This is a genomic window from Thermoanaerobacter sp. X514, assembly GCF_000019065.1.
Lineage (GTDB): Bacteria > Bacillota > Thermoanaerobacteria > Thermoanaerobacterales > Thermoanaerobacteraceae > Thermoanaerobacter > Thermoanaerobacter pseudethanolicus.
Map to the genome: position 1 here is coordinate 2,422,519 of NC_010320.1, position 21,841 is coordinate 2,444,359.

Consider the following 21,841-nt stretch of genomic DNA (forward strand, 5'->3'; position numbering starts at 1 on the left):
TCCTTCTGAAATATTATAAAATTCAAGGGGGGCTTTAATGAACTAATGTCGAATTCAAATTATGAGTTATACACATTTATCACAATTTTTTATTTGGTCTATGGCTTTTTAATCCTTTTCTTTTGTGTATATATCCAACAAAATTATATGAAATTTTCAAAAATTACTAGATTCTTATATTAATATCTAATTTTTTTAATTTGATCTATTTCATGGAGTTATTTTGTATTATGAAAAACTATACAATGTAAGTCTATTGCATCCTCTTCTCCTAATGGTACCACCTTTCTATCTCCTATTCTTTTTCATTCCATCCTCACTTCCCTTTACTTTTTCTTTCCTTATTTATATAATACATGGTAAAAGAAACAATTACTAGCGATATGGAAGTCAGAATATTGATGAATATGGCATTGATAATTGAAAAAAAAGAATCAACTCAAAAAAGTCTTGAGCTGCTTCTCTTTTGCTTAGAAGCTCTCTCACCACAAGATTGGGAAACAAAAATAAAAGTCTATTACAATATTTCTTATCGCTATCACCTTCTATCCATTTACGAAAAGTCTCTCTACTACGCCAATCTAGGTATAGAAACCTGTGTAAAAAATAATACCCTAAGCGGTTTAGGGCTTTTACTCTTCAGAAAAGCAATTGCAGAACTAAACCTTGACAAAGAAGTGTACAAAGATTCCCTCATTAAATCTATACATATATTTGAAATAACTGGTCAGGAGAGGCTTAAAAAAATAACCATAGGGTCCTGTAAAAAACTTTATAAGTTGGAAATTACCAAAGAAAATGGTATGGTCGTGATGAAAGAGTTGTGAATTTTGATTCTTTAAGCATTTGAAATTCCTCCACAAAGCCTCACCTCTTTCTAATACATTCCTATAGCGTTTTTATCTGCTATATCAAAGATTAAAAGGCCAATCACAAAAAACGGCTGTAATTGCAATTAAGAAATTAAAAAATTAATAAAATCCCCCTCCAACCCTACAACTTTAATTTTTACTCCATCATACTATTTGTCCCGCTTGTATTTGGGAAAATGATATCCCTTTCTCCGCCAAAACTACTGCTTCTAGGTATGTCGTATGTTTCCACTACCTTATTTTCTTGGTCTATTAGCTCTATCCCTTTCTCTGTCCTTCGCAAAAGTCCCATCATTTGCCCATCTTTTAGCGCAAAAACATAGAGTTCTGGAGGCTCGGTGGGCTTCACCATTTGAATACCTACAAATAAAATATCTTCATAGCTCCCCAAAATTTCTATATTAACCGGCATGGCTGATTTCAATGTTTCTGAAGCATATTTCTTCTGATACTCTATGATATTGTTGATTGGCTTAAGTTTCATACTATCAATATCTACTTCTGCAGGAACTGTAAGAGTAGGTATAAAGAAGCTTTTCTCAATAGAAGTTGTATTGTCTGGTAAAGGGGGTAACGCCGGTGATAATTCTGCATTTTCTGGAATCTCTACTTCTCCCCATTCTATTTTTTCTGCCTTAAGATCATATTTTGCTATGAAAAGTTTTGCATAGATTTCCCCTGCACCCGGTATAAAGCAGGAATACAGTATAAATACCTCATCTCCCTTTTTGATAATTCCTGCTACAGTGCCTGTTTCTCCTATTCTGTACTCTTTACCGTCATTCCCTTTAAAAAAGTGTGGAGGAATAACCAACTCTATTTCTTTATCCTTACTATTCTCAGTAAAAACCAAAATGTATTTGTCCTTTTCTTTACTGACCAGTTTTACATCTTTCCCCCAAATTATTCTTTCTTGCAAAGGAATTTCTACTTTCTCGACATTTCCTTGATACTCTTGAGAAACTTGTGCATATGATGGAATTACCAAATGTCCTTTTCCATCCCATGAAATTGGAGACTTCTTGTAAATTTCTTTTGGTACCTCTTTCTTTAGAATGGTATGCATGATTTTTGATTCATCTTTTATTTTCTTGTGTTCAAGGTCCCAATAATAAAGCTTCGCTTTTACTTCCTCTTCTTCCTCCTCAAGAATTGCAAAAGGACTTCCATTCAATTTTACCTTCTCTTTTTTCTCCTCAGTGGAACAACCACAGGTCATTATAAAAGTTAATACAAAGATTATAAATAAAGACAAGACTTGTTTAAATTTTTGCTCTTTTTCTTTCATTCTTCCAACCCCTTGTCTTTTAAAATTTAATTGTTTTGGATAATTATGTCCACGCCTAATTATTATCACTGTAGATAATAATACGGTTGCATTACTTTTTTATCATTTATATAGGCGAGCTTTACGTTAACATATGTCAGTATCCAAGCAGAAAAGTTACTCTTGTCAATAAAGCTATACCTTTTTCAATTTTATCCTACCATTCTTGCCTCTTCCAGTAAAATGGCAAAATTGTTGAAGAACTATCCCAATATTTCGTTTTGGCAAAGTTATTCACTTTTTCTTTCTTTTTCTCCTTTTTTCATATATCGTCATTGAAAAAATGATACACTGTAACTTTAAGTTGCATGACAGAAATTTCAGAAAAAACCTCAAGAATAGTAAAATCAATAGTTTAAAAAGAATAAAGGAAATTTTTTGAAATAAATTATCTGAAAATTTAAACTTTATGTGGTAATATTTATGAATATTCCTATTGGCACTAAAATAAAGTCTTTAAGGCTTCAAAAGAAGCTTTCTCAACGTGAACTGTGTGGATTACAGTTTTCTAATAGGCAGCATAATAAAAATCCCCATCTTATGGAGGATTTTTATCTTCATACGTGAGGAACCGCCCCCAGCGTCTGGGCATGACATTGCTACATGATCCCATACCCCATAATTACACTTCATATGTTTAGAGCAGTATGGAGATTATCAGTACTATGCCGTAATCCGACTTCCTGCTAACCTTCCGATATCCTTGTATTTTACACTTGTTTATCGTACTCTTTCTGGGAGTTACAAGACCTCCTGAGTTCCCTATGCGTTAATATTGTATAACATGTCAAGGCCTATGACCCCGAGAAAGCATTGCTATTCCGTTGCTGGCTAGGCTTTACCGGGCAGGATTCGCACCTGTTCTAACGCATGAGCTTTTCTAAGCGCACGGAACCGTCCCCCTTGTCCTCTTTGTCTCTCTCTGATGTACGATAATTCACTTTAAACTTTCATTAGACTTTTTAAAAATACCTGTTTTTATAGAAATTTATATTTTTAGCAATTTTGCAACCGCATAGCTTATCAAATAATAAGGCAGTATTACAAGTATAACTCCTCCTAATATAGTGTAAATAATTAGTATAAACCATTCTACAATCGGATAATTCACAAACACTTTACCCAATGCTTGAAAAGACGAATTGCCATATTTAAAAATACATCCTATGAATCCAATAGTCCATATAGATAAATCTAATCCAACAGCATACGGTAAAAGAAGAAGCTTAAGCAGCCATACTAAATTGTCGGCTCTAATTATATCAACTACAGCAATAAAAGGTTTAGAATCCATTAAATAATTTCCCATAGAAAATTGTCCCCTTCTTCCAGCGACTTCGATAAGCCCAAAAGATATTAATCCCCATAGCAAACCTATTAAAAATATTATTTTCTTATACTTCAACCTTCATCTCTCCTTTCTGTAAAAAGATTAGGGCCTTTCAGAGCCTCAAAAGCCTTAAAAATTCATGGGTTCCGCTATATATTTTCAACTGAATTTCGCTGTTTTTGGTCGTCAAATTTTTATATAGAGGATTAGACTTCAAAACAAACCGAAGGAAACTTTTTGAAAATCAAAACTAAGCAATTATCACTTGCAGATATTTGTGATAATGTCAAATCCTTCTTTGAAAACCTCTGCTGATTTCTCAAGGTTCAGCCATACATCACTGCATGGGTTGTCATTTCAGAGTCTTCTTTCCTGACTTTTCCTTGAGACCCCCCTAGGTAAAAACGATAACTTTCCTCCCATATACCCGCCACTTTTAATGCTCGGAGCTCAAGCAGTGTTGGATTTCGTTTTGATGTACAAATTCGTCCACTCCAAGTCAACCTCATATGTGGTTTTTGTTCATCAGCCCGGAATTCTGCTGCCGACTTCCTTCAGATTCCACCTCACGATGGACGCCCTTGCCTTTGGCTAATGGTTCACACTACCAAGCCCATAGTGCACTTTCACCGCATAGTTATCGCCCATAATGAGCGCACACAAGAGAAGAAGGTGGATTAACACCTTCTTCTCTTATATTAAATTATTTTTTTAATAAATTAAGTCTAATTCGACACATAAATTGGTGTTGAATATATATAATCTGGTCCAGAGATATAAAGGTAATAATAGTGTTGCCCGCCATCAAATATAAAGGAACCAGACATATTATAGGTAACACCACTAGAATACGAACCTGTTTGGCTAAAAATCTCAGAGATTTTGTTATCTTTATAAATTTTTATGGTGTAACTTCCAGAATTAACAGGTTTGAATGTCAAATATATATTAATTCTTGAATTAGCAGGAACTCCAGTAAGTGTTTCACCGATATGCTTTGTTGTCCCATTTCTTTCAAAGTAGAAATAGCCAAGCCCTCCATCTCGGCTTGCCACGGTTTTACCTCTGAGCAATGCTGAATCTACCGCGAACTTGCTAGTTGAACCTGAGGTATTAATAAAAGTCACATAACCCTCTGGATTGGGCTCATAGAATTCCGCATGCCAATCGTCTCCAGTGCGAGCAGAAGGGCGATAGATATAATTAAAGGCATCAGGCAAAAGCCTCGTGAGTTCCGAACGCCATCTAACCATTGGGCTTGCCCCATCATCAAATTTGAGCTGCAAATATCCCGACATCAGTTCGATACCCGAGTATCTGACAACAGACCAGTCAGTCCACGGAGGATTCCCTGTAGGATGAGCAATAGCTGCAGAAGATAAGCTTGAATTTCCCCATATATTATCAATGCCTCTTTGAGGACTATAAGTTTTATTTTCTAAACCATTAAGACTTACTATGCCGTAAGCTAAAAGATCCCCTTGTACTTCTCCAGTAGAAGAAACAACGGTCATTTCTGCTCCTGGATATACTGGAATCCCAGATGCACTAGAAGCATTAGCCATTGCCTCACTGTAACTTGACCACCCTCCATGTTGTGGTATAAGATCTGTGTGATCGGTTATATAAACAACTTTATAACCCATCCCCTTGTAGATATTTACTATTTCTTGTGGAGTCTTTTTACCATCAGAAAAGTTTGAGTGAACATGAAGCTGGGCCGGTATCCAGCTGCTATCAGAAGGTATGGATTGGATAAATACCTCGGTTGTAAATGTTTGAACCTCCTGTCCATATTGAATCTCAACTTGTAAGGGATAGATTTCCCCTTTCTCCATAGAAAAAGGTAACTTTGTAGGATTTATTTTAAGTTCAACAATTCCTTCGGCTTTCTCTACAGCTCCTTTCAAAGCCTGATTTAATGACCTGAACTCAGTTAATCCATCTTTATTTAATGTTCCTTTATGGTAGGCCTTACGAAGTTCATTCCAACGCTTTAGCTGGCTCGTGGTTAATCCTTTAAATTTGTTTATCGGAAATTCAGACGGTACAACTGCTAGGGATTCTTTTATATCTACACCATTTACAGATATAGATTTTAAAATTGGCTTAGATTTTAAATCTGAAACCGTAAGCAAAGAAAATCCTAGATTCCAAGAATCTGCATTTGGTTCGTAACGAATTCTATCGGATGTTACAACAATAAAATTCTGTTCTTTATTACTTTCTTGTGCTCCTAAAGTTGTAACCATCCCTAATATTAAGCACAGAATGGTAATTACAACTAAAAATTTTTTCATTTACTATCCTCCTCTCATTACGGTTCAATTTATAAACTTAATAAAGGTTCAGGACTTCAATCCTTTCGGATACAATGTTTTGCAGAAACAATAAATACCTCAACAAAATATGAAGTTCTCATTTTTTCCATCATTGGCTTAACATTCACCTAAGTAACTGGATTACATTTTCTCCTATTGTTCCCTTATACCTATTTTTTCTGCAAATATTTTTACTACTCCTTAAGAAAGCAACCTAATTTATTGATTTATTTTCACAACCCATCCCAGAGATAAAAATCATTACAAATAATTGAAAATACTCTAATACTTTATCCTCTCTGTTGGTTCTCTTTCTTCCGCTACCAAATATTTTTGTACCGTTTTTACATCTTTTATATGGGTACCCTCCTTTACTTATAATTCTCTTCTACTTAATTACTAATCACTTCTTTCTTTTCCATGAACTCTTGGCTCTTTCTCATTTGCGATAAAATATTTGTAGGATGTGTTATTGTGCACAGGACTTATATTTACCTTAAAATAACTAAACACACCTGTAAGTAGCACCACTAAACTCAACAATGCTATAATTTTTCTCAGTTTTTCTCACCCCCATACATTTCCTCTACTTTCATAATAACATTTTTATACTTTCAAGTAAAAGTGATATAATATTAGAAAATATTGATAAGAATCTTTTACAGCCGGTTACATAAATTTACCTCTCTCATCTTTGATTTTTTAAACATTTTCATATATCGCCATTGAAAAAATGATAAACTGTAACTTTAAGTTGCATGACAGAAATTTCAGAAAAAACCTCAAGAATAGTAAAATCAATAGTTTAAAAAGAATAAAGGAAATTTTTTGAAATAAATTATCTGAAAATTTAAACTTTATGTGGTAATATTTATGAATATTCCTATTGGCACTAAAATAAAGTCTTTAAGGCTTCAAAAGAAGCTTTCTCAACGTGAACTGTGTGGATTACAGTTTTCTAATAGGCAACATAAGGAAGTACCCTATTTTAAGGAGGAATTTTTGTCTTCATACATAAGGAACCCTCCCCAGCGTCTGGGCAATGTTCTCAAAAGTCTTTAAACATATCTTTATATTTATTGTTAATTGATATTTTAGCACTTTTTAGATATTCATCTATTATACTGTCCACATACCTTTTGTATTCATTTTGTACGTCGTTTGTCATATCTTCGGCTTTTTTCAATTTCCCGCTCTTTATCCCTTCTTCTATAATAGAATCGTACAATTTGTTAAACAACAATATCCTTCTTGCATTGTATTTTTCATAAGTATTCCAATATTCATCTTCTGTCATTCCACTTGCAGCAATCAATTCATTTAATTTTTTCTTTGCTTCGGGATACTCGTTAAATTCCTTCTTTTCTTTTTCTATATATGCATTTATCTCATTTTGCGAAACTTTTATATTGTATTTACTTGCCAGATATTCTTGTACTTTTTCTCTAATCAATTTTTGCAATATATAATCGTCTATATTATCTGCTTGCACTCCAGAGGCTAATGCTAATCCCTTCCTCAATTCAAATTCATTTTTGTATATCGGTACACCATTAACTTCTGCAATTATGTCACCTTCACCAATCTGCAATTTATCCTTGTTGTTTTTAAAAAAAGCAGATACTTTTTTCACAACATTATTAAATTGTAATTCATTTGCTTTTTCTTGCGGATTTGCTGCTGAAAATGAAAAAGCAACAATAGCTAAAATAAATATCAGAAAAACACTCAAACTAACTAAAATTAAAGTTTTTCCTTTTTTCACTTCAATTCACCTCCTCAAAAGCTAAATGTTAAAGTCGTATAGTCAGTCCAACTACTCGGTATCCAACTAGGATCTAATTGGAAAAGGGTCTTTGCAGTAGAATTAACAGTTTTTGTTGTCGTAGAATAATAATTGATTGTATAAGAACTATACAAATCAAAATATATTAATGTATTTGGATTCCAAATCGAACCATTCGGATTTTTTACGAATTTTGAAGTATCTATTGTACCAATTAAAACTCCAGAACTAGCATCAACAACATCAACACCTACCAAGTGACAATTGCCATTACCTATTTCAGGATGATTTGGCAAGTTGTTAAAAGCAGCAACATAATGATCATCAATAGACTTCATGGGGTAATCAATGTAATTAGAAGCACTGTAATTTACGTAAAAAAGAAAATTTTCATGCCCCAATCGCTTGACCATGCATAATGACGTATATAATTCTGGGTAAAAGCAGCAAAACTTGGAATAATATTAATACTAATCAGTAAAACTATAATTACATTTTTTTAAAACTTTTATCCAAGAAAACTAAGCTTTAAGTAACAATTCACTCTCATATGACACCTTCCATTCTTTTTATCGAATCTTTAATCTCTTGTCTTTTCTATTTTATGATCAATGCCCTAAAAATTAAATTTTAGTGTAAACTTACGTCACTCCCCTTGGAATTACATAATGCAAGTCTATTGCATCCTCTTCTCCTAATGGTACTACCCTTCTATCTCCTATTCTTTTTCATTCCATCCTCACTTCCCTTTACTTTTTCTTTCCTTATTTATATAATACGTGGTAAAAGAAACAATTACAAGCCGATTTGAATCTGCATGGGGTGTTAAAAAATGGATGGGTTTTATTATGACCTGGAAGGCTTTGGGGAAGAATTGAAAAATATAAGAAAATCTTTAGGCCTTTCTCAAATTGATGTTTCTGAGTATAGTTTTATTAATAGGGATACTCTTAGAAAAATTGAAAAAACAACTTTTATTTCTCGCCGAATCTGTTTTTGAAAAAACTGTCAATAAAGATTATGAAAAGGCTATGAAAAAGCTTGAAGAAGCAATGAAAGTTACTATCCCTGCTCTTTCCAATTACGCTGATTTTGTTTACAGTGATATGGAAGTTAGAATTTTAATGAATATCTCTTTGATACTCAAAAAAACAGAAAATCCTCAAAAAAGTCTTGAAATGAACTTTATGTGGTGATATTTATGAATAGGGTTGTCTTAAGCAGAATTGAAAATGGCAAAACATTGCCTTCTTTAGAGCAACTTATTTATATAGCTGAAAAACTTGAAGTGCCTGTAGGTTATTTTTTTAGTGATTGGAAGGAAAAATATCACTACAACATCTCTTTAAGCCTTTCTATATCTTTAATTATTATTTTCTGCCTATCAAGATGTATTATCCCCTCTTTGTCCATTTGGCTTAAAATCCTTGTGACGTTTTCTCTTGATGTGCCGACTATGTTGGCAAGGTCTTGTCTATTGAGATTTAAGTTTAATAAAATTCCTTCTTTTGTGTTTATTCCTCTCTCTTTTGCAAAAGTGAGAAGGACAGAAGCCGTTCTGCCAATGGAATCTCTTAAAGCAAGATTTTCTATTATGACAGCTACATTTTTTAGCCTTTTTGCCATAAGTTTAATAATGCTTAAGGCTATTTTGCTGTTTTTTAGTATCAAGTTTTCTATGTCTTGGTTTTTAAGCATAATCACTTCGGAGTCCTCTATAGCCTCTGCAGTTGCAGGATATTCTCCACCGACAAATAGAACAGATTCAGCAAATATGTCCCCTTCTTCCATGATTTTAATAATGTGTTCTTTCCCGACAGAAGAGGTTTTTGATATTTTAACTTTGCCGGATTTTACAAAATATATGGCTTCTCCCTTTTCCCCCTCCATGAAAATAATAGAGCCTTTTTTAAAAGATTTTATGATTAAAATCTTATGTATCTCTTCAAGGGATTTGTCCTCCAGTTCATTAAAATAAGGGACTTTTTTAAGATAATCGAAATTGCCCATAATAACTTTCATCCCTTCATAAGAGTAAACTAAAGATTATTCCATTCTATATTTATCAAGACTTACAAATTTTGTATACTGTGCAAGCCACAAAAGTTCCACTGTACCTGTGGGTCCATTTCTGTGTTTTGCAATTATAACTTCTGCTATGTTTTTCTTTTCAGAATCTTTATGATAGTAATCATCTCTGTACAAAAACATTACTATGTCAGCGTCCTGCTCTATTGCTCCAGATTCTCTCAAATCGCTCAAAATAGGTCTGTGGTCTGACCTAGACTCAGGTGCGCGAGACAACTGTGAAAGGGTAATTACAGGAACATTGAGTTCTCTTGCTAAACTTTTAAGAGACCTCGATATTTCTGAAATTTCTTGTTGCCTGTTTTCTGCCCTTCCTCTTCCCTGCATAAGCTGCAGATAATCTATCATCACCAAGCCCAATCCTTTTTCTAGTTTAAGGCGCCGGCACTTCGCCCTTATGTCCATTACGCCAATTCCAGGGGTATCATCAATATAGATAGGAGCTTTAGAAAGAGGAGTCATCGCGGCTGCCAGTTTCATCCAGTCATCTTCATCAAGGTTTCCTGTCCTAAGCTTTTGGCTATCTATATTGGCAGTAGAACAGATAAGCCTGTTTACCAACTGCTCTTTTGACATCTCTAAGCTAAATATGGCAACAGGAAGGCCTGTCAAAAGAGCTGCATTTTGAGCAATATTTAAAGCAAAAGAGGTTTTTCCCATTGAAGGTCTTGCTGCGACTAATATAAAGTCAGAGGGCTGAAAGCCAGCAGTTTTTAAGTCAAGGTCAGGAAAGCCAGAGGGAATTCCCGTAAGCTGGCCTTTGTTTTTGTAAAGTTCTTCTATTTTATAAAATGTATTCATTAAGACATCTTTTATAGGTGAAAAATTAGTAGTGTTTCTTCCTTGAGCTATATCAAATATTTTTTGTTCTGCTATGTCAAGGACAGTCTCTACATCATCCCCTTCGTAACTTAACTCCATAATCTCTGAAGAAGCCTCAATGAGTCTTCTCAATGTAGCTTTTTCCTTTATTAGCTTTGCATAGTAAGATACATTAGCAGTGGTGATGACATTGGAAGACAAACTTGCTATATAATCGATTCCGCCAACAGCCTCCAGCATGTTGCGCTTTCTGAGTTCATCAACCACTGTCACAAGGTCAACGGGGATGTCTTTTTCAAACATCTCCATCATTACGTCAAATAATTTTTTGTGGGATTCTTTATAAAAGTCATCAGCTTTTATTATTTCAGACACATCTATTATAGCATCTCTAGATAAAAGCATTGACCCTAAGACGGATTGTTCAGCTTCTATGTTTTGTGGAGGGATTTTGCTCCACTCCATCCTTATTCCCCCTTGATTTAAATTACTCTGCCACAACATCTACCTTCACTTTTGCAGTAACCCCTTGATAAAGTTTTATGTCTACATAATATGTCCCTGTAGTCTTGACATTTTCATTAAAGACTATTTTCTTCTTATCAATGTCAAAGCCTTTTTCCTTTAAAGCCTCTTCCACGTCTTTTGAAGTGACAGAGCCGAAAAGTTTACCATTTTCTCCTGCTTTTACTTTTAAAACTAAGCTTAAATTTGAAAGCTTTTGTGCCATTTCTTTTGCTTCCTCTAATTCTTGCTGTCTCTTTTTCTCTTCTGCCTTTTTCTTTTCATTAAGTGCTTTTACGTTAGATTCTGTAGCCTCTATGGCAAGTCCTCTTGGAAGGAGATAATTTCTCCCATAGCCGTCACTGACATTTACAATTTCTCCTGCTTTTCCTACATTTTTAACATCTTTTACTAATATAACTTTCACTTGCCTTCACCTTCCTCCTCAAAATATTCTTTAATAGCATTTTTTAAGTCTTGCAGTACTTCCTCTATAGGTTTTTTGACCTGAGCTCCTGCAACAGTTAAATGTCCTCCTCCACCGAGCTTTTCAAGGATAACTTGAACATTTATGTCTCCAAGAGAGCGTCCGCTTATGGCTACATCTTCTTCTCTTTTTAAAAGGACAAAAGAGGCTTGTACTCCCTTTATTGTAAGGAGCTCATCAGCAGCCTGGGCTATGATGAGATTGTTGGCATTTGGAGGGCTAACTGCTATTGCAATGCCGTTATCCAGTATTTCGGCATTTTTCACTATTGAAGCCTTTATAATATAAGAGTCTAAGTCATTTTGGAAAAGCTGCTTAACAGATGTTGTATCTGCGCCTTTTCTTCTTAAAAAAGAGGCTGCTTCAAAAGTCCTGGAACCTGTCCTGAAAGTGAAATTTTTTGTATCCACTGATATTCCTGCCATTAAAGCCTCAGCTTCTATAGGTTTTATGTCAATCTTGTCTACTATATACTGCAAAATTTCTGTGACTAATTCGCTAGCAGAAGAAGCATAAGGCTCTAAATAGACAAACAAGGCTTTGTCAATAAACTCTTTCCCTCTTCTATGGTGGTCTATTACAACTATTCTATCTATAATATCTACAATTTCGGGATAAGTAAGATAACTTGGTCTATGGGTATCAACCACTATTAAAAGGCTGTTTTGGTCCACCTTGTTTTTAACTTCACTGCTTTTTATAAATAAATCTTCATAGCCTTTTGTATTTTGTATTTTCTTTACCAATTCATCTATCGCTACATTAGACTTATCTAAGATTATATAGGCTTTTTTGCCTAAAGACATGCAAGCTCTATACATGCCAATTGCAGCACCTAATGAATCAAAGTCCATAAAGTTATGACCCATTATGAAAATGGTAGAGGATTCTTTTATGAGCTCTTTTATAGCGTGGGCAATTACTCTCGCCTTTACTTTTGTCCTCTTTTCAACAGCTTGTGTCCTTCCTCCATAAAATGAAATTTTATCTCCTCTTTTTATTACTGCTTGGTCTCCGCCTCGCCCTAATGCTAAATCTAAAGCGCTAGAGGCGTATTCATTTAAGGTTAAAAAGTCATTGGCATCTGCTCCAATTCCTATGCTTAAAGTCAAAGGGATTTTTATCTCTTCTCCAATTTCTCTTACTTTATCCAATATTTCAAATTTATTTTCTTCTAAGCTTTTTAATCCTTCCTCTTTAAATACGACAAAGTATTTATCATCATCATATTTTTTCATAAAAGCTTTTATTGAGGAAGCCCATTCTGAAAGTTTTTTTCTATTTCTGAAGAAACCACCGCTTTTTTAATGTCTTCTATTGCCATCATCGCTTCTTCGTAGTTGTCAATTATTATATGCCCTACCACCGGTCTATCGAAAGCTAAAGATTTCTTAAGCTGAATGTATTCAGTGTTATCAAGGAATAAAAGAGTACAGCTTAGATCCTTCCCTTTTTTTCTTTTTGCTTGAGAATCTACTTTTAACGTGGAATAGTACCGACCATTGAACTCTATTTGGTTTTTTTTGTCATCTATTTTGTTTCCAGCATATTTTTTTATCAATTTCTTTATCTCTTCATTTTCATTAAAAACCTGAGAATAGCTTAAGTTATACCACAGGATTTCTCCGTTATCATTTAAAATAACGGCGGGAATTGGCATTTTTGCTAAAACGCTTTTTGATGCCTTGTCAACATTGAAAAATATATCTTCTATATATTTATCTAACTCTAACCGTTTTTTCTTTACGCCGTAGTATTCACTTAAAAGCACATAAAGAAAGATGATTAATGAAATAGAAGCAATTATCTCGTTGTAGTAAAACATTAAAGCTATTAATAGAGCTGATAGCAAAATATTTATCACATTGACAGAAGAAATTATTTTATAAAATTTCTTATCCACAAAAACACCTCTCGTTTTCTAACTCATGTATTTTCTTAAATCCATGCTAGTATCCACAATACCTATTACGGTAAGTAGCCAAGAGGTAAGAGGAAAAAGAAATAAAAATACAAGGATTAAGTTAGCAGCCATTGATTTCATCTTCAATCTATGAATTAAATAATATCTTACTACTGCCAAGCCTCCTAACGTAAAACCTAGAGAAAGCAATACTATTATATTAGTAGTTATTGCTTCAGGCTGCTTTAGAAAATATTGATATAACAACACTCCAATAAAAATCCATCCTGTGACATAAGGCATTTTCCATTCTTCAAAAGAGGGAAGTGCATCTATATAAACCCTTTGAGTTTTCAAGATTTTGTATATAATTATATAATTAATTAAAATGACAGCCACAACTGTAACTAGTATGGATGCAGGTAAAATCATCTTTAATATTTCTTGAACCGCTAATAAATTGCTTTTTATAACCGAAAAGTTTGGAAGTCCCTGATAAATAGATAATACTTCTTTTGTGCTCATATCAATTGCCTTAAAAAACTGATCGACTACATTTATTTTGAAGGCCGCTTTTATGAAATAAAATATTACAACTACACCAAATATTGACACAATAGAAGTATCTATAAGTGTCTCACTAGCTTTACGTTTTTGCGATATTAAATACCCCATAACAAATCCTTGTAAAGCAAAAAATAAACTTGTAAAAGCTGTACCTATGTCTGTAAAAATTACATTTACAATAAATACAGCAAAAGATGATGCAATAGCATAAGATTCAGAACTTCTTATACAAGTTATAGCAATGGGAGCTGGTACTAAAAAAAATAGCACAAATAGGGGTGGAATATACACGCCTATTAATGTCATTACTACAGCCATTGCTGTCATCATTGACGCATTGGTAAGTTTTCGTAAATCCATTAAATCACTCCCGTTTTCTACCCTTTATGTATCTTTCTAGCTCAGAAAAATTATATTCTCCTTCAAAGTTTTTATCAATAATTTGAAGCTTGAGTTTTTTTTGAAGCGCTTCATCTATTTCTTCAAAGTCATAACCTAATTTCTCTCCTAATAAATAGGCAAAAATTAAAATATCACAAAGATTATCTATTAATACTTCTCCATCTTCATCTTCGTTAAAAGCTTTAAAGAGAGAATATACTTTCCCTAAAAGGTTTATTTTTAAATTTTCAATGCTCATAATATTTTTGGCAATCTCAAGATTATTTTTCATACTTTTATTCCACCTTTATTTTTGACAGCTATTTTAAATAGTAAACTAAAAGAGGGCATCGCCCTCTTATAATTATATCATTATTCTACTGTATATGGTAGTAGTGCAATCTGTCTTGCTCTTTTAATAGCTTTTGTAAGCTGCCTTTGATGCCTTGCACAGTTTCCTGTAATTCTTCTCGGCAGAATTTTTCCTCTTTCTGTGATGTACTTGCGCAACCTTGCTACATCTTTGTAATCAATTTTGTCTATATTATCTGTGCAAAAAGCACAAACGCGCTTTTTCGCTTTTCTGCCTCTTTTTTTGGTAGCTGCGTTATCTTTTGCAGTAGTATTAGCTGTTGTCATTCTCCAACCTCCTTTTTAAAAAGGTAAATCATCTTCACTCTCTATAGGTGTAAAACCCTCAAACTCTTCCGGTATATCTTCAAATACACTGTCAAAGTCTTCATCAAAATCTCTATTTTCTTCAGCATTGCCACTGCTGCCAAAACCAGATTTCGGCTCTAAAAATCTCACGTCATCTGCTACTACTTCAGTAACCCAATGTCGATTGCCGCTATTATCATCCCATGTTCGGGTTTGAATGCTTCCAGTTACCGCTATTAACCTGCCTTTTTTTAAATTGTTAGCGCAAATTTCTGCAAGTTTTCTCCAAGTTACGATGGGTATGAAATCTGTAGGCCTTTCCCCGCTTTGAGTAACATAATTCCTGTTAACCGCTAATGTAAATGTGGTAACAGGAACCATGTTAGCACTATACCTCATCACAGGGTCTTTTGTAAGACGGCCTATTAAAATAACCTTATTTAACATTTTTAACCCACCTTTTTATATTAATAAATGATCATTCGTCAGTTCTTATTATTAAATATCTCAAAACGCCATCTGTGATCTTATAAACTCTCTCCAATTCCTGAGAAACCTTTGAGTCGCTGTTAAAGTTCATCAGTACATAATATCCCTCAGGCTTTTTGTCAATTAGATAGGCTAATTTTCTCTTACCCCATTCATCAAAATTGGTTATTTCTCCACCATTTTCAATGATGAGGTTTTTAAATCTTTCTATTAAGCCTTTTCTTTCCTCTTCACTTAAATCTGGAGAGAGAATGTACATTGTCTCGTATGACCTCATCTTTTCACCTCCTTTTGGACTAAACGGCCCCAAAAAGGGCAAGGCGGCAATCCATATCCATATTCTATCATTGTCCAGAGGGATTTTCAACTGTTTTTAAAATTTTTTTGATGCTCTTTTCAAATTTAGCTCTTGGCATCAAAACCATTCTTCCGCATTTCAAACATTTTATTCGAATATCCATACCCACTCTTAAAATTTCCCATTCATCAGAACCACAAGGATGCTTTTTTTTCATCTTTACAATATCTCCTACATGGAGTTCTTTTGGCAAAGCAATCACCTCTAACCAATCTATGAACTTAATAAATCAACCGAAAAGGTGCTTTGATTTTCACACATTACTAACCAAGTTATGTGTCAATATTTGTTATTGTAACATCTGTATGCGGATACGGGAATGTAATCTTTTCTCTATCAAATACTTTTTTTATCCTGTATCTTATATCCCTTTCAACTTCCCATTGTTTCATAGGCTCTGTTTTCGCAATAATCGTTATTAAAACTTGCGAGTCCTGAAAATCCGTAATTCCCAAAACTGTAGGGCCCTCTATCACATCATTCCTGGATTTTTTTATATCTTCACAAATTTGAGTGAGCACATTTATTATTCTATCAACGTCTTCCTCATAAGGAATACCTACATTTACAAGCGCTCTCATACTGCCTCGTGTATGGTTTGTTACAGTCTTTATTTCTCCATTTGGTATTATATGTAAATCGCCTGAAAAATCCCTTATTTTGCTTATTCTAAGTCCTACTTCTTCAACAAGACCCGAAAAATTATTTATCGTTATATAATCCCCAACTCCAAACTGATCTTCAAATATTATGAAAAACCCAGAAATCACGTCTTTGACTAGATTTTGAGCACCAAAACCTATAGCCAAACTGCCAATTCCGGCAACTGCCAATATTGATGTCATTTCTATGTTGAAAATTTTTAGTATTGAAGCAACCGCAATGAAATAAATGACATATCTCAATATATTTTTGGTAAGGGACATTAAAGTGCCTATCTTTCTTTCAGGAAGCTGTATTTTTCCTTTTGTGTGTAATTTGTAAAACCTTGATATAAGTATGTCCCCTATTTTTATACCTATAAAAGCTATAACTAAAATTTTTATGATATCGAAAGTTACTTTTAATATTTTTATATCATATAGATTTAAAAATTTTTGGTATAGTTGATCTATTGCCTCCATTCCATCACCCACTTTATTTTCTTTATATTTTTATATTACACAAGTAAAAAAGGTTTTTCAACAATTAAAACCGTAAATTACCTGTATTTAATTTTACATAGTTGACAAAAATATATTTGTAAGGCTTATCAACTCAAGAAAGGAGAAGCATATGGAGCTTATAAATATAGAAGACAAAAGTGCTGTAGGACATTTTTATAAATTTTTCTCTAGCTACTTGACAGAGCTATATGATTATCGAAAAGAAATAGTTTTGCTGTGTATAGGGACTGATAGGTCCACAGGGGATAGCTTAGGACCTTTAATTGGTCATAAACTAAAGCCTCTTCTTAAAGGAAAAGCCCATGTCTTTGGTACTTTAGAAGAACCACTACATGCAAAAAACATACATCAGGTTTTAAAGTACATAAATTTAAATTATGGACGTCCTTTTATGATAGCGATAGACGCTTGTTTGGGTTCTTTAAACCACGTAGGTCATATCTCTGTTGGAAAAGGACCTATAAAGCCTGGAGCGGGGGTTTCTAAAGACCTGCCTCCTGTAGGAGATATGTTTGTTACAGGAATTGTCAATATCTCTGGTTTTATGGAATACATGGTGCTTCAAAATACAAGACTTAGAACTGTAATGAAAATGGCAGATATAATTTCTGTGGGAATATACAAGACAATAAATGAAATATATGAAAAAAGCAAAGTAAGGGCTCAGTTTTAAGCCCCTTCAGATTATAGACAAACCTTTTTATGAATAAAATGTGGTTGTTAGCGTTTTGCACAAGTGAAGCGACTGTGATAAAGTAGTTACTAAACTTAGCGAGACCGACAGACGAAGGCGAGGCCGCAGCCAAGGACGGCGGAGGCGGGCACCTGAGACAGGGAAGTCGTATGTGCCTGGAACCCCGCCTGAGTCCGAGGTCGAGTTTTAGTTTAGTCTACTTTATCACCCTGAGCAAACTGTGCAAAAATGCCAATAAATAATAATACTTTGTCAACAAACTGAGGGCTTAGTTTTAAACTCTCAGACTGTAGACAAACTTTCGTAAAGGAGATATTTTGCATAAGGAGCGACTTGTTACAAAGCGGTAACAAAACTTAGCAAGACCGAGGGTGGAGTCAGGGCCGAAGCCATGGATGGCGGAGGCGGGCACCTTAAGGCATGGATGCCGATTGTGCCCGGTACCCTGCCGGAGCCCGAAGGTCGAGCTTTAGTTTTGTCGCTTTGGAACATCGGAGCGACGATGCAAAATATCTCCTTTGAATATTTTTTAACTTTGTCAACAAACTGAGGGCTTAAACTCAAGCCCTTTCTAATTTTATTTCAATATTTTTCAAATCTTTGTTTTTGATAAACTCCTCTATCACCTCTATAATTGGCTGATATTTTTCATAAAAGACTACTATTAAATCTCCTGCTTCAGCATTGTACATAGCCGCCCTTAATGCTTCTGTCTCTTTTAAAATAGTCTTTATTTTTTTCCTATCTATACCCCCTTTTATTGCACCTTGTTCTAATAATTTAGCTACTTCTCCCGGTTTTCTACCTCTTAAATCTAAATCTTCTTTTATATATATAAAGTCAAATCCTTGACCACAAATTTCTCCTACTTTTAATATGCTGGAATTTATTCTATCTCCTGGAACTCCTATCACACCGATGAGCCTGTTCGCATCAAGTTTTTGTGCTGCTTCTATTACACTTTTTATTCCAGCTATGTTGTGGCCATAATCTACTAATACACGGAAATTACCTACATTAAATAAGTTAAACCTCCCAGGATTGTGTGTAGTATCGCAATAAAATGTCTTTATACCTTTTGCAATGATATTTATAGGCACTTTTACTCCATAAGAAGCAGCGATAGCTGCAAGAGCATTTTCCACGTTGTACAAAACTTTCCCTGACAAAGCTGCAGGAATCTCCTCTATCTTTACAACAGGAATTATTTGCCCATTCGCTATAACGATGACACCGTCTTTAACATATACTGCGATTCCGCCTTTTTCTATATGTTTTTTTACAGTGAGGTTATTATCATACATTGAAAAATATATTATTTTCCCTTTTGCCCTTTGGGCCAAATAAGGGGTCATCGGGTCATCAGCATTTAAAACACTATAACCGTCTTCCTTTACCGCTTCCACCACCAAAGCCTTAACAAAAGCCAAGTCTTCTAAAGTCTCTATCCCATCAATGCCAAGATGGTCTTCTGAAATATTGGTTATTACACCCACATCTGCCAAATCATAGCCTAAGCCTTCCCTTATAATACCTCCTCTTGCTGTTTCTAACACTGCAGCATCTATGTTTTTATCAGCAAGACAAGTTTTTGCACTTTTAGGGCCAGTATTGTCACCTTTGTAAACACAGGTGTCGTCGATATAAATGCCGTCAGTACAAGTCATTCCTACAGTATAGCCATAAGTTTTTAAAATATGAGCTGTCATCCTGGTGACTGTAGTTTTCCCGTTTGTGCCTGTAATAGATATAATAGGTATAGTAGCTTTGCTTCCTTTAGGGAAAAGCATATCTACAATCGCCTTTGCTACATTTCTAGGTTTACCTTTGCTAGGATAATGGTGCATCCTTATGCCCGGAGATGCATTTATTTCAATTATTGCTCCATTTTCTTTAATTAGAGGCTTTTTTATGTCCTCCATTGTAATGTCTATACCAGCTATATCAAGGCCAATGGCTTTTGCCGCTCTTACAGCAATTTCTATGTTATATGGATGAATGTCATCTGTTTTGTCTATTGCAATTCCTCCTGTACTTAAGTTTGCGCTTTCCCTTAAAAACACTTTTTCCCCTTTTTTAGGGATATTTTCTAGGTCAAATCCTTGTTTTTTAAGGGTCATTTTAGAAATAGTATCTATTGTGAGTTTTGTGAGGGGTTTTTCATGGCCTTTTCCTCTTAAAGGATTTTTATTTTCCATTTCTACTAATTCTTCAATAGTGTGAATTCCATCACCTATTACATGGGCAGGAATTTTTTCGGCTACCGCTACTACTTTTTCACCTACAACTAATACTCTGTAATGTTTTCCCTGTATATGTTTTTCTACAATAACAAGGTCACTATAGCTTTTGGCGTTTCTGTAGGCTATACTTACTTCTTCTCTATTGGTTATGTTTAAATGAACTCCTTTGCCTTGATTTCCGTTGTAAGGTTTTATAGCGACAGGATATCCAATTTCTTCTGCAATAGCAATTGCTTCTTCTTCATTGTAAGCAACATCTCCCTCCGGCACAGGAAATCCATGGTCTTTTAGAATCTGTTTTGTCAAGATTTTATCTGATGCTATGTCTACTGCAATGCAACTGGTATTTTGTGAAATTGTGCCTTCAATCATTTTTTGATATTTCCCATAACCTAACCGCAAAATACTTCCATTTCCTACCCTCGTAACTGGGATTCTTGCTTTTAAAGCTTCGTTCTTTATGGCCATTGTACTAGGCCCTAGTTCTATTTCAGCAATTATATTACGTATTTTTTCTAATCTCTCTTCTAAATCAAATTCTTCCCCTTGTATAAATTTATTTACCATTTCAACCGCTAATTTCCCTACTCTTATGCCACACTCTTCTAATCCATATTCATAAATTATATAATACAGGTCCCCTTCTATATTTCTCGCTCTTCCAAATTTTATATCATATCCTAACATATTTTGTAGTTCCAAAATTATATGCTCTGTCACATGGGGTAAATAGGTGCCTTCCTCTAATCTTTTTAGAAACCCCCCTTCATATCCGTAAGAACAACTATGTTTTGACAGGCCAGGAAGCCATTTTATCAATTTCTCATTAAAGTTGGGTATATCTTTTGTAGGAATATCCAATCTCTCTATATCTACTACCATTTTTATTACAGGTCTATGGCTGTATATATTTCTCCCTCGATATACCCTTATATCTTTAATAATCATACTTTATCCTCCTTGAATTTGACTTTGGGTACCCAATTTTCTAAATCATAACCATAACCGGGAGGTAATATGTGAAGTATAATATTGGTGAGGGCTAAAATTTCATTAGGACTTGATTCAGAAACATTAGAGTGTTTTAGCTTTCTTCCCTCCACTACTGTCACAGCATTTGAACCTATTACTCTAAAACTATTTTTCTCCACAACTATAGCTGTATCTTCATCAATCCCTATTCCGAGATTGTTTGGGTTTTGAGCAATTGCTGCAAGAAGCCTTCCAATGCGCCCTCTTTGTGCAAAATGTTGGTCAATTATTACGTCTTTTAATAAACCTAATCCAGGAGCCATTTTGATAGTGCATTTCCTGGGAGAATCTTCATCATTTCCTTCCACAATCATAGTTTGTGACATCACCGAAGCTCCTGCACTTGTACCTACAATTAAAGTTCCTTCTTTATACAATTGTTTTAACAATTTATCTATGCCACTTCCTCCTAAAATACTGGTTATCCTCAATTGGTCACCACCTGTAAAAAAAACGCAACTGCAATCTTTAAGTACATCCCTTGCATAGTTTATTTCTTTGTCTTCCCTTGAATTTATATTTACAACTTTTACATCATTTGCCCCCAATTTTTTAAAAATAGAAATATACAAGTTGCCGACTTCCACTGGTTTTTCTGTGGCTGTTGTCATTATTACTATTTTACTTTCTCTCCCTCCGGCTAAATTTACAACCTCTTTCAGTATTTCGCACTTGTCCTCTTTGTCTTCTGCTCCTCCTATGATAACCAACTTTCCTTTTACTTCCTCCGCCATTTATCCGCCTCCAAAAAATAATAAACTCTCAGGTTTCATAATTTATTATTCCTGAGAGTTTAACGCAATATACTCTA

19 protein-coding genes and 3 pseudogenes are annotated in these 21,841 nt (G+C 34.3%); 4 read left to right on the forward strand and 18 right to left on the reverse strand.

Annotated elements, in window-relative coordinates; translation table 11 throughout:
* Positions 1–383: 383 nt before the first annotated feature.
* Entirely contained in the window at positions 384–827 is a 444-nt protein-coding gene (locus TETH514_RS11945; protein WP_009052073.1) for a hypothetical protein, read from the forward strand.
* Positions 828–1,008: 181 nt separating this feature from the next.
* Here TETH514_RS11945 and TETH514_RS11950 read toward each other — a convergent pair whose 3' ends face one another.
* The 5 genes from TETH514_RS11950 to TETH514_RS11975 all read right to left on the reverse strand — a co-directional run bounded on the left by TETH514_RS11950 (position 1,009) and on the right by TETH514_RS11975 (position 8,049).
* The gene (locus tag TETH514_RS11950; protein ID WP_009052072.1) at positions 1,009–2,160 is read right to left on the reverse strand and encodes a hypothetical protein; all 1,152 of its coding nucleotides are present in this window, start codon (positions 2,158–2,160) and stop codon (positions 1,009–1,011) included.
* 1,027 nt (positions 2,161–3,187) lie between these two features.
* The gene (locus tag TETH514_RS11955) at positions 3,188–3,604 is read right to left on the reverse strand and encodes a hypothetical protein (RefSeq protein WP_009052071.1); all 417 of its coding nucleotides are present in this window, start codon (positions 3,602–3,604) and stop codon (positions 3,188–3,190) included.
* 650 nt (positions 3,605–4,254) lie between these two features.
* A complete protein-coding gene (locus TETH514_RS11960; RefSeq protein WP_009052070.1) occupies positions 4,255–5,829 on the reverse strand; it encodes a PHP domain-containing protein in 1,575 nt (524 codons plus the stop codon).
* 1,069 nt (positions 5,830–6,898) lie between these two features.
* Positions 6,899–7,615 carry a SurA N-terminal domain-containing protein gene (locus TETH514_RS11970; RefSeq protein WP_009052069.1) on the reverse strand — a complete coding sequence of 239 codons (717 nt, stop codon included), beginning with the start codon at positions 7,613–7,615 and terminating at the stop codon, positions 6,899–6,901.
* Positions 7,616–7,629: 14 nt separating this feature from the next.
* Entirely contained in the window at positions 7,630–8,049 is a 420-nt protein-coding gene (locus TETH514_RS11975) for a hypothetical protein (RefSeq protein ID WP_009052068.1), read from the reverse strand.
* A 419-nt stretch (positions 8,050–8,468) separates the two neighbouring features.
* Here TETH514_RS11975 and TETH514_RS13215 point away from each other — a divergent pair.
* Together TETH514_RS13215 and TETH514_RS13005 are read left to right on the forward strand one after the other, a co-directional pair.
* A pseudogene (locus TETH514_RS13215) lies at positions 8,469–8,817 on the forward strand (helix-turn-helix domain-containing protein); the annotation flags it as partial.
* A 20-nt stretch (positions 8,818–8,837) separates the two neighbouring features.
* Positions 8,838–8,897, forward strand: a pseudogene (locus tag TETH514_RS13005) (hypothetical protein); the annotation flags it as partial.
* A gap of 71 nt (positions 8,898–8,968) precedes the next feature.
* Here TETH514_RS13005 and TETH514_RS11990 read toward each other — a convergent pair.
* The 11 genes and pseudogenes from TETH514_RS11990 to TETH514_RS12040 form a co-directional block, all read right to left on the reverse strand.
* Complete coding sequence (locus TETH514_RS11990) at positions 8,969–9,646, reverse strand: Crp/Fnr family transcriptional regulator (protein WP_009052067.1); 678 nt, start codon at positions 9,644–9,646, stop codon at positions 8,969–8,971.
* Positions 9,647–9,682: 36 nt separating this feature from the next.
* Complete coding sequence (dnaB, locus tag TETH514_RS11995) at positions 9,683–11,011, reverse strand: replicative DNA helicase (protein ID WP_009052066.1); 1,329 nt, start codon at positions 11,009–11,011, stop codon at positions 9,683–9,685.
* Between the two features lie 22 nt (positions 11,012–11,033).
* Positions 11,034–11,477, reverse strand: a complete 444-nt coding sequence (gene rplI, locus TETH514_RS12000) for a 50S ribosomal protein L9 (protein ID WP_003867437.1) — start codon at positions 11,475–11,477, stop codon at positions 11,034–11,036.
* Positions 11,474–13,440 (reverse strand): annotated as a pseudogene (locus TETH514_RS12005) (DHH family phosphoesterase). The gene rplI and the pseudogene TETH514_RS12005 overlap by 4 nt, the downstream one beginning before the upstream one ends.
* 18 nt (positions 13,441–13,458) lie before the next feature.
* A complete protein-coding gene (locus TETH514_RS12010; protein WP_009052064.1) occupies positions 13,459–14,367 on the reverse strand; it encodes a YybS family protein in 909 nt (302 codons plus the stop codon).
* Between the two features lie 4 nt (positions 14,368–14,371).
* Positions 14,372–14,680: a MazG-like family protein gene (locus TETH514_RS12015; RefSeq protein ID WP_003867433.1), complete on the reverse strand. Its 309-nt coding sequence runs from the start codon at positions 14,678–14,680 to the stop codon at positions 14,372–14,374.
* 80 nt (positions 14,681–14,760) lie between these two features.
* Entirely contained in the window at positions 14,761–15,027 is a 267-nt protein-coding gene (rpsR, locus tag TETH514_RS12020; RefSeq protein ID WP_003867432.1) for a 30S ribosomal protein S18, read from the reverse strand.
* Positions 15,028–15,042: 15 nt separating this feature from the next.
* Positions 15,043–15,495, reverse strand: a complete 453-nt coding sequence (locus tag TETH514_RS12025) for a single-stranded DNA-binding protein (protein WP_003867431.1) — start codon at positions 15,493–15,495, stop codon at positions 15,043–15,045.
* Between the two features lie 31 nt (positions 15,496–15,526).
* Positions 15,527–15,814 (reverse strand): 30S ribosomal protein S6, encoded by a 288-nt coding sequence (rpsF, locus tag TETH514_RS12030; RefSeq protein ID WP_003867430.1) that lies wholly within the window; start codon positions 15,812–15,814, stop codon positions 15,527–15,529.
* Between the two features lie 67 nt (positions 15,815–15,881).
* Positions 15,882–16,088: a DUF951 domain-containing protein gene (locus tag TETH514_RS12035; protein WP_003867429.1), complete on the reverse strand. Its 207-nt coding sequence runs from the start codon at positions 16,086–16,088 to the stop codon at positions 15,882–15,884.
* Between the two features lie 79 nt (positions 16,089–16,167).
* A complete protein-coding gene (locus TETH514_RS12040; protein WP_009052063.1) occupies positions 16,168–17,019 on the reverse strand; it encodes a mechanosensitive ion channel family protein in 852 nt (283 codons plus the stop codon).
* Positions 17,020–17,170: 151 nt separating this feature from the next.
* Between TETH514_RS12040 and yyaC the strand changes: the two genes are divergently transcribed.
* Entirely contained in the window at positions 17,171–17,734 is a 564-nt protein-coding gene (gene yyaC / locus TETH514_RS12045) for a spore protease YyaC (RefSeq protein ID WP_009052062.1), read from the forward strand.
* A gap of 581 nt (positions 17,735–18,315) precedes the next feature.
* Here yyaC and cphA read toward each other — a convergent pair.
* Positions 18,316–20,946 carry a cyanophycin synthetase gene (gene cphA / locus TETH514_RS12050; protein ID WP_009052061.1) on the reverse strand — a complete coding sequence of 877 codons (2,631 nt, stop codon included), beginning with the start codon at positions 20,944–20,946 and terminating at the stop codon, positions 18,316–18,318.
* Positions 20,943–21,764 carry a cyanophycinase gene (locus TETH514_RS12055; RefSeq protein WP_003867424.1) on the reverse strand — a complete coding sequence of 274 codons (822 nt, stop codon included), beginning with the start codon at positions 21,762–21,764 and terminating at the stop codon, positions 20,943–20,945. Before TETH514_RS12055 ends, cphA begins: the two co-directional genes overlap by 4 nt.
* Positions 21,765–21,841 lie beyond the last annotated feature (77 nt).